Source organism: Phycicoccus ginsengisoli (assembly GCF_054779295.1).
The window spans coordinates 419724-431592 of record NZ_BAAGYN010000002.1 but is presented as its reverse complement, the minus strand read 5'-3'; the positions used below and the strand labels follow the sequence as shown (position 1 = coordinate 431592).

Here is an 11869-nt window from a genome sequence, read left to right as displayed (position 1 = left end):
TCACCGGCCCAGCTCGCGCAGGGCGGCGCGGAGCATCGCCGACACGTCCGGCGAGCCTGCCGACGCGTCGGCGCCGTCCGCGACCCGGGCCACGGCGTCCTCGGCCTGCCGGGTCGTCCAGCCCAGCCCGGTGAGCGCCTCGGTCACCTGCTCGCGCCACGGCGCCACGGTCGCGGCGGTGGTTCCGGCGGCCCCTGCCGCCGTGGCGGCCGGCAGGCCGATCTTGTCGCGCAGCTCCAGGACCATCCGTTCGGCGCCCTTCTTGCCGATGCCGGGCACCTTGGTCAGGGCGGCGACGTCGCCACCGCCGATCGCGGCGCGCAGCCGGTCGGGGGGCATGACCGACAGCATGGCGAGGGCGAGCCGGGGTCCGACCCCCGAGACCGTCTGCACCTGCTCGAAGACGTCGCGCTCGTCGTCGGTCGCGAACCCGTAGAGGGTGAGGCTGTCCTCGCGGACGACCAGGGTGGTGGCGAGGGCGGCCTCCTGTCCCCGGTGGACGGAGGCGGCGGTCGCCGGGGTGGTGTGCAGCAGCATCCCGACGCCGCCCACCTCCACCACGACGCGGTCGAGCCCGGCGTGCAGCACCGAGCCGCGGACCGAGGCGATCACGACGACACCGCCTTGAGCCGGGCCCGCTCGGACGCCGCGGCCAGCGCGAGCCGGCGGTCGGCGCCCCCGCGCCAGTGGTGGCAGATGGCGAGGGCCAGGGCGTCCGCGGCGTCGGCGGGTTTCGGGGCGACCTCCAGGGCGAGGATGCGGGTGACCATGGCCGTGACCTGGGCCTTGTCGGCGCGACCCTGGCCGGTCACCGCCGCCTTGACCTCGCTGGGGGTGTGGGTGCCGAGCGGCAGGCCGCGGCGGGCTGCGGCGAGGAGGACCAGCCCCGAGGCCTGCGCCGTGGTCATGACGGTGGGCACGTGGTCGGCGGCGAAGACCCGCTCCAGCGCGATGGCGTCCGGCTCGAACCGGTCCAGCCACGCGTCGAGCTGGTCCTGCAGGTAGACGAGGCGCTCGCCCGTGTCGCTTCCGCCGGGCGTGCGCACGACCCCCACGGCCACCATCGCGAGGCGTCCGCCGCGGCTCCCGTCCACCACGCCGAGGCCGCACCGGGTCAGCCCCGGGTCGACTCCCAGCACGCGCACGTCAGTCCCTTTCCGTCCGAACAGGTGTTCGGTCGAACGCTACACACGACGACGCCCACTCCCCCGCACCAACACGCTGGGGCGGGCGCCGCTGTCGCTCGCGTCGGCGTCCTACTCGTCGCCCTACTCGTCGCCCTCGAGCTCGGCGAGGACGTCGTCGGGGATGTCACCGTTGGCGAAGACGTCCTGGACGTCGTCGGAGTCCTCGAGCGCCTCGATGACGCGGATCATCTTCCGGGCGCCGTCGGCGTCCAGCTGCACCTGGAGGTTGGGGACCCAGGAGGCCTCCGCCGAGTCGTACTCGACCCCGGCCTCCTGCAGCGCGGTCCGCACCGCGACGACGTCGGTCGCCTCGCTGACGATCTCCCAGGTGTCCCCGTTGTCGTTGACCTCGTCGGCGCCGGCGTCCAGCACGATCTCGAGGATGTCGTCCTCACCCTGGCCCTCGGTCTTGGGCACGATGACGACACCCCTGCGGTCGAAGACGTAGGCCACGGAGCCCGGGTCCGCGAGCTGGCCGCCGTTGCGGGTCAACGCGGTCCGGACCTCGGCTGCCGCGCGGTTGCGGTTGTCGGTGAGGCACTCGATGAGGATCGCCACGCCCCCGGGCGCGTAGCCCTCGTACGTGATGTTCTCCCAGTCGGCCCCGCCGGCGGTCGCGCCGCTGCCCCGCTTGACCGCGTTGTCGATGTTGTTGTTGGGGACCGAGGACTTCTTCGCCTTCTGGATGGCGTCGTAGAGGGTGGGGTTGCCCGTCGGGTCACCGCCGCCCTGGCGCGCCGCGACCTCGATGTTCTTGATGAGCTTGGCGAAGAGCTTGCCGCGCTTGGCGTCGATGGCAGCCTTCTTGTGCTTCGTGGTGGCCCATTTGCTGTGGCCGCTCATGCGTTGCCTCTCACGATCTCGACGAACAACTGGTGGAACCGGTGGTCACCGGTCACTTCCGGGTGGAAGGAGGTGGCCAGCAGGGCCCCCTGACGAACGGCGACGATCCTACCTGCGGCGGGACCCTCCTCGACCTGGGCCAGCACGTCCACGGCGTCGCCCACCTGCTCGACCCAGGGCGCCCGGATGAACACGGCCCGCATCGGCGCCCCGCCGATGGCGTGGATGTGCAGGTCCCCCTCGAAGGAGTGCACCTGCCGACCGAAGGCGTTGCGGCGCACGGTCATGTCGATGCCGCCGAGGGTCTGCTGGTCGGGTCGGGCGTCCGCGATGCGGTCGGCGAGCATGATCATCCCCGCGCACGAGCCGTAGGCCGGCATACCGGCTGCCAGCCGTGCGCGCAGCGGGTGGTAGAGGTCGAACGCGCGGACGAGCTTGTCCATCGTCGTGGACTCGCCGCCGGGCAGCACCAGCCCGTCCACCCCCTCGAGCTCGGCCGTGCGCCGGACGGGGACGGCGCGGGCGCCGGCGTCCTCGAGGGCGCGCAGGTGCTCGCGGACGTCGCCCTGGACGGCCAGGACCCCGATCGTGGGCTGCGTGGTCACGGCGGGAATGCTACGACCGGCCTCCTAGGCTGGATGCCGTGACCCTCCCCGACGCCCCCGCGGCCGACGTGCCGGAGACCGATGGCCCCGTGCCGGAGACCGATGGCCCCGTGCCGGAGACCGATGGCCCTGTGCCGGGGACCGATGGCTCCAGGTCGGGGTCGGCTGGGCCCGTCCCGGCGAACCCCCGACCGACCGTGCGCATCCGCGAGCGGACCGCCGAGGACCTCCCGGCCCTCGCCCGGGTCCTGGCCGTGCAGCAGCCGCACACGGGCTACCCGCAGCGGTGGCCGCTGCCGTGGCCGGTCGAGTCGTTCCTGCAGCGGCAGGGCGAGCTCGGCGCCTGGGTGGCCACCGTCGACGGTGGCACCCCGGTGGGCCACGTCTCCGCGACCACGGTGGCGGGCGACGGGCCCGAGGTCGCGGGCTGGGTCGCCGGCACCGGGAGGCCGGTCGAGGAGCTGGCGGCGGTCTCGGTCCTCTTCGTCGACCACGAGCGGTCCGGCCTGGGCGTCGGCACGGCGCTGCTCGACGCGGCGGTGGGCTTCATCCGGGACAGTGGCCGCGTCCCGGTCCTCGACGTGGTGCAGGAGACCGAGCGCGCGGTGCGCCTCTACCAGCGCAGGGGGTGGCAGGTGGTGGGTGAGGCGCGTCCGTCGTGGCTGCCGGACACCCACCGGCCCGTCCTGCTCATGGCGCTGCCGGAGGCCTAGAACCAGTCGAGGGGACGCGACGCGCTGACCGGACCGGGTGTCCGTCAGCGTGTCGCGTCCCCTCGAGGAGTCACCCTGAGGTGGGACGGCTGCGGGTGGCCGGAGCCACCCGCGGGCTCACCAGCCGCGCTCGGCCAGGCGGTGCGGCTCGGGGATCTCGTCGACGTTGATGCCGACCATGGCCTCACCGAGGCCGCGGGAGACCTTGGCGATCACGTCGGGGTCGTCGTAGAAGGTCGTCGCCTTGACTATCGCCTCGGCGCGCTGGGCCGGGTTGCCGGACTTGAAGATGCCCGAGCCCACGAAGACGCCCTCGGCGCCGAGCTGCATCATCATCGCGGCGTCGGCCGGGGTCGCGATGCCGCCCGCGGTGAACAGCACGACGGGGAGCTTGCCCGCCTCGGCGACCTCCTTGACGAGGTCGTACGGCGCCTGCAGCTCCTTGGCCGCGACGTAGAGCTCGTCCTCGGGCAGGTTCTGCAGCCAGCGGATCTGGTCACGCATCTTGCGCATGTGGGTGGTGGCGTTCGAGACGTCGCCGGTGCCGGCCTCCCCCTTGGAGCGGATCATGGCCGCGCCCTCGGTGATGCGGCGCAGGGCCTCGCCGAGGTTGGTCGCACCGCAGACGAAGGGGACGGTGAACGCCCACTTGTCGATGTGGTTGGTGTAGTCGGCCGGGGTCAGCACCTCGGACTCGTCGATGTAGTCGACACCGAGGGACTGCAGCACCTGGGCCTCGACGAAGTGGCCGATCCGGGCCTTGGCCATGACCGGGATCGAGACGGCCTCGATGATGCCGTCGATCATGTCGGGGTCGGACATGCGCGAGACGCCGCCCTGGGCGCGGATGTCGGCGGGGACGCGCTCGAGCGCCATGACGGCGACGGCGCCGGCGTCCTCGGCGATCTTGGCCTGCTCGGCGTTGACGACGTCCATGATGACGCCGCCCTTGAGCATCTCGGCCATGCCGCGCTTGACGCGCTGGGTGCCGGTGCCGGCCGAGGTCGTGGTGGTGGTCGTGTCGGCGGACATGGGGCTGCCTACTTCCGGTCGTTCAGAGGGCGCAGCGCAGGGGGCGCGCTTCGACTCCATGGTAGTTGGTGGCCGGTGGTGGGTATGCCGTGTGGTCACCCTGTGGCGAGGGGCGCGGGAGGGGCGGTGCAGGAGCCGGCGACCGCACGGCATACGCTGGGCCGCGAAAGGGAGTAGTCCCCAACCGCCGCGTCGACACACTGACCCCCGGGTCCGGTGCGGTGGGCCACCCTCCGCAGGTGGCGGACGAGACTTTCGACCAGTTCGACGTACCCACGACGGGCGTCCTGGTCGAAGGGACGTCCGGACACGGGTCTCCTCGGCCGGGCGCCGGAGGAGAACCACCATGGATGCCTTCCTGCTCAGCACCGCCGTCATCTTCGTCGCCGAGCTCGGCGACAAGAGCCAGCTCATGGCGATGACCTTCGCGACCCGGTACCGGGCCAGACAGGTGCTGGTCGGCATCACCGTCGCGACGGCTGTCGTGCACCTGGCCTCGGTCGGGATCGGCCGGCTCGTCGGCACGGCCTTCGGCGACGCCCAGTGGCTGGTCAACGTGGTCGCCGGTGTCGCGTTCCTGGCCTTCGCGGCCTGGACGCTGCGCGGGGACGAGCTGACCGAGGACGAGGCGGACAAGGCGCGGCGCAGCACCGGCGCCGCGCTGCTCGCCGTCGGCACCGCGTTCTTCCTCGCCGAGCTCGGCGACAAGACCATGCTGGCGACGATCACGCTCGCCACGAAGGAGGGCTGGTTCGGCACGTGGGTCGGCAGCACCCTCGGCATGGTGCTCGCCGACGCCCTGGCGATCGGCGTCGGTGCGGTGCTCGGGCGCAGGCTGCCGGAGAAGGTGATCCGGGTCGGGGCTGCGGTCGCGTTCCTCGTGTTCGGGATCCTGCTGGTGGTCCAGGGCCTGCTCTCGCGCTGACCTAGACGGCCTCCCCCGCACTGCGGGCCACCCAGCCCCGCCCGGCCGCGTCGGTCGGGCGTGAGGTGGCCCGAAGTGCGGGGCCACCGGGGGCGCGGGAACGGGAGCGCGTCAGGTGCTGCGGACGGCGGGCGGGAGCTCGTCGTCGAACTCGACGGTCCGCGGCAGGTCGGCGTGGCCGGCGAGCCGGAAGACGCGCACCACCTGCTTGCGACGCACCCGCCGCACGTCGGTCACCGCATCGTTGTGGAACCGCCGGGCAAGCTGGACCCGCACCCCCGCGGCCTCGACCCGCTCCAGCGCCGCCGCGGCCGGTCCCGAGGGGTCGCGGCGCAGGTGGGCCACGACGTCCGGCGTCAGGGCCGCCTGCAAGGCCTCGGTGAGGCCGCTCTCGATGCCTTCCCGGGGGCCGAAGACCTGTCCCTCGAGCAGGTCGTCCTCGAGCGCGCGCTCGTTGTGCGCCTCAAGCGACTCCGAGGCCGCGCTCACGAGCATCAGGGCGGAGGCGGGGTCGAGCGCACCGGAGTTGGCCAGCTCCACGGTCGCCTCCGCCCGGCGGACGAGCTGCGCGTCGAGCGCGGACAGCGCCCCCTCCGCGCGGGTGTGCAGCCGGTCGAGCCGGGCGGCGCTGTAGGACAGGTACCAGGCCACGCCCAGCAGGAAGGCCACGGCGACCGCGCCCCAGGTCAGCGCGTCCACGACTCCTCACCTCCCCGGCGGCCGCGCAGCAGCCGGGTCCACCGCGTGTCCGAGCCCGAGTCGAAGCGGGCCTCCTCGGCGCCGTGCGTGACCATCTCGTAGACCGCCATGACGTCGCGCGCGACCTCAGACCAGTCGAAGACCATCGCCCGCCGGTGCCCCTCCTGCGCGAGGCGCGCCCGCTCGCTCGGGTCGTCGAGCAGGCCGCAGAGCTTCGCGGCGAGGTCCTCGTGGTCCTCGTTCGCGAACATGACGCCGGTGCGGCCACCGTCGAGCACGCGCAGGAATGCCGCCAGGTCGCTGGCCACGACGGGCGACCCGGCGCTCATCGCCTCGACGAGCACGATCCCGAAGGACTCGCCGCCGGTGTGCGGGGCGACGTACGCGTCGACGGAGGAGAGCAGGGCGGCCTTGTCGTCGTCGGACACCATCCCGAGGAACTCGGTCGCGCCCGCCACCTCCGGCGCCATCCGCTCGCGGGCCGCCTCGACGTCGCCGGGGCCGGCCACGAGCAGCCGGGTGCCGGGGTGCCTGGCGAGGACGTGGGTCATCGCGGCCGAGAGCACCGGCAGTCCCTTGCGGGGCTCGTCGATCCGTCCGAGGAAGGCCAGCGTCGGGGCGTCCGCAGTGCCCTGCCACGAGGGGTTGGGCGGGGCGGAGGCGAACCGGGCGACGTTGACACCGTTGGGGATCACGACCGCGTCGCCCCCGAGGTGCGTCGTGACGGTGCGCCGGGCGTCCTCGGACACGGCGATGCGGGCGCTGATCTTCTCCAGGCTCGGGCGCAGGATCGGGAACGCCGCCTGCATGGCGCGCGAGCGCAGGTTGCTGGTGTGGAAGGTCCCGACGATGGGGCCCTCCGCCGCCCAGAGGGCCAGCAGCGAGACGCTGGGCGTCACCGGCTCGTGGATGTGCAGGACGTCGAAGTCGCCCTGCTCGAGCCAACGGCCGACGCGCGCCGCCGTGACCGGCCCGAAGCTCAGCCGTGCCACCGACCCGTTGTAGCGCACCGGGACCGCGCGACCGACGGAGTCGACGTAGTCGGGCAGCGGCGTGTCGTCGTCCGCCGGGGCCAGGACGCGGGCGTGGTGCCCCTCGCCGAGGAGGTGCTCGGCGAGGTCGCGGACGTGGAACTGCACTCCCCCGGGCACGTCGAAGGAGTACGGGCAGACGATCCCGATCCTCACCGCCGCACCTCGTCCCCCCGGTCCGCGCCCGGTGCGGCTCCCGGCTCTCCGCCCGGCCGAGGGGCCGGCTCTGCACTCGGTCGAGCACCCGGCTCGCTCCCGCGCCCGGCACTACGTCCCGCTCCCGGCAGGTCCTCGAGGAAGACCCGCTGCAGCATGTGCCAGTCCTCCGTGTGCTCGCGGATCGCGCCCCCGAGGGCGTCGGCGCACTGCTGGGTCATCGCGACCGCCTTGGCCCGCGTCGCGCCGGCGGCGGGCGGGATGACGCGGTCGTGGAAGGTGATGACGACCCGGTGCCGCCACCGCGGCTGCTGCATCGGCTCGTAGTGGATGGAGACCGGGAAGAGCGCGGCGCCAGTGGCGAGCGACAGTGCCGCGGGTCCCGCCGCCATCGACGTGCGGTGGCCGCAGAGGTCGACCTCGACGCCGCGCGCCGTGAGGTCGCGGTCGGCGAGCAGGGGCATGAGGACCGGTCGGGTCAGGTGGCCGCGCAGCTGGGCGAACAGGTCACCCCCACCCGTCAGCGGCAGGATGGTCATGCCGAGCGACTCCCGGAAGGCGAGGAACTCGGCATACACCTCCTCGGGCTCGAGCCGCTCGGCGACGGTGACGACGGGCGCGATGGCCTTCGTCCCCCAGGCGCCGGCGAGGTCCCAGTTGCCGAGGTGGCCGAGGAAGCAGACGACCGGGCGCCCCGCGGCGATCTCCTCGCGGACCGGCCCGTCGCCGACCACCCGCACCGAGGTGTCGAGCTCGGCGTGGCTGCGGTCGGGCAGCCGGAACGCCTCGCAGTAGTAGCGCAGGTACGACCGCATCCCCGCCCTGACGAGGGCTTCCAGCTCGGCCGGGCCCAGCTCCGGGCGCACCTTCGCGTAGTTGGAGCGCAGTCGCTGCACGCCCTTCCCGCCGCGGGCGACGGTGAGGTCCGCGATCCGGTCGAACACCGTGTATGCCGTGCGCTCGGGGAGGCGACGGACCGCTCCCCACCCGAGCCGGTATCCCCCGACGGCGAGGACGTCGCCGATGCCGCCCACGGCTCAGGCGGTCTCGGCCAGCGCCTGGCGGCGCACCACGAGCATGCGCTGCACCACGGTCACCAGGCTGGCGACGGCCAGCAGGGCGAGCACGACACCGAGGACGATCTCGGGCAGCCCCAACCCCACGAAGCCGGTGGTCACGAGCACGGCCACGAGGCGGTCGGCCCGCTCGGCGATGCCGACGTTGGCGGTGAACCCGAGCCCCTCGGCCCGGGCCTTGGCATAGGACACCACGCTGCCGAGGATGAGGCAGGCCAGGGCCAGGCCGGCCATGAGGAAGTTGTCGCCGCGGCCGGCGTACCAGAGCACGAGCCCACCGAAGATCGCCGAGTCGCCGACCCGGTCGAGGGTCGAGTCGAGGTAGGCGCCCCAGTTGCCCGACCGGCCGGACATCCGCGCCATGACGCCGTCGACGGTGTCGGAGAAGACGAAGAGCGTGACGACGAGGCTGCCCCAGAAGAAGTTGGCGCCACCGCGGGGGTAGAAGGCCAGCGCTCCCACGCAGACACCGATGGTGCCGACGGTCGTGACCACGTCGGGGCTGATCCCGAGCTTGAGCAGGAACCGGGCCACCGGCGTGAAGACCTTGGTGAAGAAGGCGCGTGCGTACTTGTTGAGCATGGTGGGCGTCAGCCTACTGAGCCGACGGCGCGGCGGGAGCCGGCGCGCAGGCAGGGGTGCCGCCGGGCAGCTGGTAGCGGTGGTCCGCCACCCACGTGTAGGCCCGGCCGGCGACCCGGCGGACACCCGGGGCCGCCACCAGCCAGCCGAGCGGGCGCCAGGCCGGTGCGCCGCGCTTGAGGCCCTCGGCGATGGCCAGGTGCGCGGACACGACCGACCCGTCGGGCCGCACGAACTGGGCGGCCTCGATGCACTGCTCCTCGGTGAGCCCGAGGGCGGGGAGGTCGAGCTCCTGCCACGGCTCGACGGCGTACCGCCCGCGACGGTCGACCCAGCGCTGGGCGAACCTCGCGCTCGTCGTGCAGAAACCGCAGTCACCGTCGAAGACGAGCAGTCCACGGGACGTGCCCCGATCCGTGCCGCCACTGGAGTCCATGGGGCCAGTGTGGCATCCCGCGCAGGTCGCTCTGGCACCATGTGCGCCATGACGGGGGCTCTCACGCGGCGGCTTCGCCCGGTGGCCTTCGGGTGGCGGGTGGTGGTGACGGCCGCGGTCGTGGTGACGGCCGCGCTGGGGACGCTGGTGGGCAACGACGACTGGTGGCCGTTCGCGCCCATGTCGCAGTACGCCTTCTCGGTGCGCAACGACGGCGTCATCAACTCCCTGGGCATGGACGCGCTCACGGTCGACGGCGAGGTCGTCCGGGTGCCGCTGTCGAAGGAGATGATCGGCATCGAGCGCGCGGAGATCGAGGGCCAGGCACCGCGGATCATCCGCGACCCCGAGATCCTGCAGGACATCGCGGTGCTGCACTCCCGCCGGCTGCCGCACGAGCCCGCCTACCGGACCATCTGGCTGCGCAACACCCAGACCCGGATCCGCACCGGCGAGGTGGTGGTGCGGACCTTGGCCACCTGGGACGTCCGCGACCCGCTGCACCCGGAGCCCACCGGCATACCGGGTGGTGCGCCGTGACCGGGAAGGGCGTGGGCGTGGCCGCGACGGTGCGCGGCGCGGAGGCGGTGCGCGGGTTCCTCGTGCCGGCGCTGCCGCCCGCCCGCGTGGCGTGGCTCCGGCGGGTCATCTACCCGTTCGTCTGGCTGGACGTGCTGTGGATCGTCACCGACCCGATCCCCCACGGCGACGTCCCGCCCAGCCTCTACCGGGGGCTGCTGGTCCGCGACCTGCTGCACCTGCCCGTGCCGTCGCACGACTACGTGCGCTGGCTGCTCGGCGTCATCCTGGTGAGCTCGGCCGTGGCGGCGACCGGCCGACTCCCCCGGCTCGCGGGCTGGCTCTGCGCCGTCGGCATGCTCGACTGGGTCAGCAACGCGTTCGCGTACTCCAAGGTGGACCACGACCACTTCGCCCTCGTCGTGGCGCTCTTCGTCCTCCCGACGGCCGGGCGCGCGACCACCCGGGAGGTGGACGTGCGGTCGGAGGCGGCCGGCTGGGCGGTGCGGATGGTGCAGGTCGGGGCCGTGTGCATCTACGCGCTGTCCGCCTGGGCCAAGATGCGGTTCGGCGGCTGGGGGTGGGCCAACGGCGCCACCCTGATCTGGGCGCTCACGAGGCGCCCCAACGGCATCGGGCCGTGGGTCGGTACGCACCCGGCGCTGACGCACGCGCTGCAGTGGATCGTGCTCGTCGCCGAGTTCTGCTCCCCCGTCCTGCTGTGGCTGAGGGGTCGGGCGCTGTATGCCGGTCTGCTCTTCTGGGCGGGCTTCCACCTGAGCACCTACGTGATGCTGAAGATCCACTTCCTGCCGCTCGCGGTGTGCCTGCTGGCGTTCCTGCCGCTGGAGCGGCTCGGTGGGGTCGTCGACCGGGTCGCGGGCCCCCGGCCCCGGCTCAGGCCGGCCAGGCCGCGACGAGACTCTTCCGGACGTCCTCCAGCAGAGTCGGAAGCGCTTTCGTCTGCGCGATGACCGGCAGGAAGTTCGCGTCACCGCCCCAGCGCGGGACGACGTGCTGGTGCAGGTGCGCCTGGACCCCGGCCCCGGCGACGGCCCCCTGGTTCATGCCGATGTTGTAGCCGTGCGGGCCGCTCGCGGCGTCGAGTGCCGCGATGGACTGCTTGGTCAGGGCCGTGAACTCGGCCGTCTCCTCGTCGGCGAGGTCGACGTAGCGGGACACGTGGCGGTAGGGGCAGACCAGGACGTGGCCGGGGTTGTACGGGAACAGGTTCAGCACGACGTAGCAGTGCAGCCCCCGGTGCACGAGGAGCCCCGCGGCGTCGTCGCTGCCCGGGGCGGCACAGAAGGGGCAGCCGTCCCCGGCCTCCTCGCTGGGCCGCTCCCCCGTCACGTAGACCATGCGGTGCGGTGTCCAGAGCCGCTCGAATCCGTCGTGCACGCCGGCGAAGTCGGTGTCGGGCTCGAGCTGGTCGGTCATGGCGCGATCCTATGAGGAGGGCCGGCCTCGGGGCCCGGCCCGGGGTGGAGGCGACAGGGCCCCCGGTCCGCCACAATGGCGCCGTGACCACGTCCGAGGACCCTGCCGTCCCCTCGGCGCCCCAGGCCGCACCGGGCGCTCCGCCGGCGATCCGCCCGGCCGGCCCGGACGACGCGCCCGCGCTCGCGGAGCTGTTCTGGCAGGTGCGGACCGAGTCGGTGCCGAGCATCCCGATGATCGTCCACCCGCGCGAGAGCGTCCTGCCGTTCGTCGAGACGGTGCTGCTGCGCGAGTTCGAGGTGTGGGTGGCTCAGGACAGCGATGCCCTCGTCGGCTTCCTGGCCCTGATGCCCCCGGACCAGCTGGGCCACCTCTACATCAGGGCGCCCCACACCGGTCGCGGTCTCGGGACCCGGTTCGTGGCCCTGGCGCAGACCCGGTTCCCGGCGGGACTGGAGCTGTGGGCGTTCCAGGGCAACGAGGGCGCGCTGCGGTTCTACGAGCGGCACGGGTTCGAGCCGGTCGAGTGGACCGAGGGCGACAACGAGGAGAAGGCACCGGACGTCCGCATGGTCTGGACGCCGCGTTCGGAGTCGGCCTGAGGCTCGACCGTCCGCGCGTACCC

Annotated in this window: 16 protein-coding genes; 5 read left to right on the top strand and 11 right to left on the bottom strand. The window is 73.2% G+C overall.

Annotated elements, in window-relative coordinates; translation table 11 throughout:
• The 4 genes from ruvA to pdxT form a co-directional block, all read right to left on the bottom strand.
• Nucleotides 1-612, bottom strand: a complete 612-nt coding sequence (gene ruvA / locus ACYVDO_RS04695) for a Holliday junction branch migration protein RuvA (RefSeq protein ID WP_460933224.1) — start codon at nucleotides 610-612, stop codon at nucleotides 1-3.
• Nucleotides 609-1145: a crossover junction endodeoxyribonuclease RuvC gene (ruvC, locus tag ACYVDO_RS04690; protein ID WP_460933222.1), complete on the bottom strand. Its 537-nt coding sequence runs from the start codon at nucleotides 1143-1145 to the stop codon at nucleotides 609-611. Before ruvC ends, ruvA begins: the two co-directional genes overlap by 4 nt.
• A gap of 123 nt (nucleotides 1146-1268) precedes the next feature.
• Entirely contained in the window at nucleotides 1269-2030 is a 762-nt protein-coding gene (locus ACYVDO_RS04685) for a YebC/PmpR family DNA-binding transcriptional regulator (RefSeq protein WP_460933220.1), read from the bottom strand.
• The gene (pdxT, locus tag ACYVDO_RS04680) at nucleotides 2027-2635 is read right to left on the bottom strand and encodes a pyridoxal 5'-phosphate synthase glutaminase subunit PdxT (protein ID WP_460933217.1); all 609 of its coding nucleotides are present in this window, start codon (nucleotides 2633-2635) and stop codon (nucleotides 2027-2029) included. Before pdxT ends, ACYVDO_RS04685 begins: the two co-directional genes overlap by 4 nt.
• A gap of 38 nt (nucleotides 2636-2673) precedes the next feature.
• On the opposite strand from pdxT, the gene ACYVDO_RS04675 reads away from it, so the two are divergent.
• Entirely contained in the window at nucleotides 2674-3348 is a 675-nt protein-coding gene (locus ACYVDO_RS04675; protein WP_460933215.1) for a GNAT family N-acetyltransferase, read from the top strand.
• Nucleotides 3349-3465: 117 nt separating this feature from the next.
• Here ACYVDO_RS04675 and pdxS read toward each other — a convergent pair whose 3' ends face one another.
• Nucleotides 3466-4380, bottom strand: coding sequence for a pyridoxal 5'-phosphate synthase lyase subunit PdxS (gene pdxS, locus ACYVDO_RS04670; RefSeq protein WP_460933213.1), 915 nt, complete (start codon nucleotides 4378-4380; stop codon nucleotides 3466-3468).
• A gap of 346 nt (nucleotides 4381-4726) precedes the next feature.
• Between pdxS and ACYVDO_RS04665 the strand changes: the two genes are divergently transcribed.
• Entirely contained in the window at nucleotides 4727-5305 is a 579-nt protein-coding gene (locus ACYVDO_RS04665; RefSeq protein WP_460933211.1) for a TMEM165/GDT1 family protein, read from the top strand.
• Between the two features lie 111 nt (nucleotides 5306-5416).
• Here ACYVDO_RS04665 and ACYVDO_RS04660 read toward each other — a convergent pair whose 3' ends face one another.
• Genes ACYVDO_RS04660 through ACYVDO_RS04640 form a run of 5 tightly spaced genes read right to left on the bottom strand, consistent with a single transcriptional unit; the run spans nucleotide 5417 to nucleotide 9285 of the window.
• Complete coding sequence (locus ACYVDO_RS04660; RefSeq protein ID WP_460933209.1) at nucleotides 5417-6004, bottom strand: hypothetical protein; 588 nt, start codon at nucleotides 6002-6004, stop codon at nucleotides 5417-5419.
• The gene (locus ACYVDO_RS04655) at nucleotides 5992-7191 is read right to left on the bottom strand and encodes a glycosyltransferase family 4 protein (RefSeq protein WP_460933207.1); all 1200 of its coding nucleotides are present in this window, start codon (nucleotides 7189-7191) and stop codon (nucleotides 5992-5994) included. Before ACYVDO_RS04655 ends, ACYVDO_RS04660 begins: the two co-directional genes overlap by 13 nt.
• Complete coding sequence (locus tag ACYVDO_RS04650; protein ID WP_460933205.1) at nucleotides 7188-8225, bottom strand: phosphatidylinositol mannoside acyltransferase; 1038 nt, start codon at nucleotides 8223-8225, stop codon at nucleotides 7188-7190. Before ACYVDO_RS04650 ends, ACYVDO_RS04655 begins: the two co-directional genes overlap by 4 nt.
• Nucleotides 8226-8228: 3 nt before the next feature.
• Entirely contained in the window at nucleotides 8229-8849 is a 621-nt protein-coding gene (gene pgsA, locus ACYVDO_RS04645; RefSeq protein WP_460933203.1) for a phosphatidylinositol phosphate synthase, read from the bottom strand.
• A gap of 13 nt (nucleotides 8850-8862) precedes the next feature.
• Complete coding sequence (locus tag ACYVDO_RS04640; protein ID WP_460933201.1) at nucleotides 8863-9285, bottom strand: thiol-disulfide oxidoreductase DCC family protein; 423 nt, start codon at nucleotides 9283-9285, stop codon at nucleotides 8863-8865.
• 48 nt (nucleotides 9286-9333) lie between these two features.
• Between ACYVDO_RS04640 and ACYVDO_RS04635 the strand changes: the two genes are divergently transcribed.
• Together ACYVDO_RS04635 and ACYVDO_RS04630 are read left to right on the top strand one after the other, a co-directional pair.
• Entirely contained in the window at nucleotides 9334-9825 is a 492-nt protein-coding gene (locus ACYVDO_RS04635; protein WP_460933199.1) for a hypothetical protein, read from the top strand.
• Complete coding sequence (locus ACYVDO_RS04630; protein WP_460933197.1) at nucleotides 9822-10778, top strand: hypothetical protein; 957 nt, start codon at nucleotides 9822-9824, stop codon at nucleotides 10776-10778. The genes ACYVDO_RS04635 and ACYVDO_RS04630 overlap by 4 nt, the downstream gene beginning before the upstream one ends.
• Here ACYVDO_RS04630 and ACYVDO_RS04625 read toward each other — a convergent pair.
• Nucleotides 10702-11244, bottom strand: a complete 543-nt coding sequence (locus tag ACYVDO_RS04625) for an HIT family protein (RefSeq protein WP_460933195.1) — start codon at nucleotides 11242-11244, stop codon at nucleotides 10702-10704. The two genes, ACYVDO_RS04630 and ACYVDO_RS04625, sit on opposite strands and share 77 nt — an antisense overlap.
• Nucleotides 11245-11327: 83 nt before the next feature.
• Between ACYVDO_RS04625 and ACYVDO_RS04620 the strand changes: the two genes are divergently transcribed.
• Nucleotides 11328-11846 carry a GNAT family N-acetyltransferase gene (locus ACYVDO_RS04620; RefSeq protein WP_460933193.1) on the top strand — a complete coding sequence of 173 codons (519 nt, stop codon included), beginning with the start codon at nucleotides 11328-11330 and terminating at the stop codon, nucleotides 11844-11846.
• The last annotated feature ends 23 nt before the right edge of the window (nucleotides 11847-11869 follow it).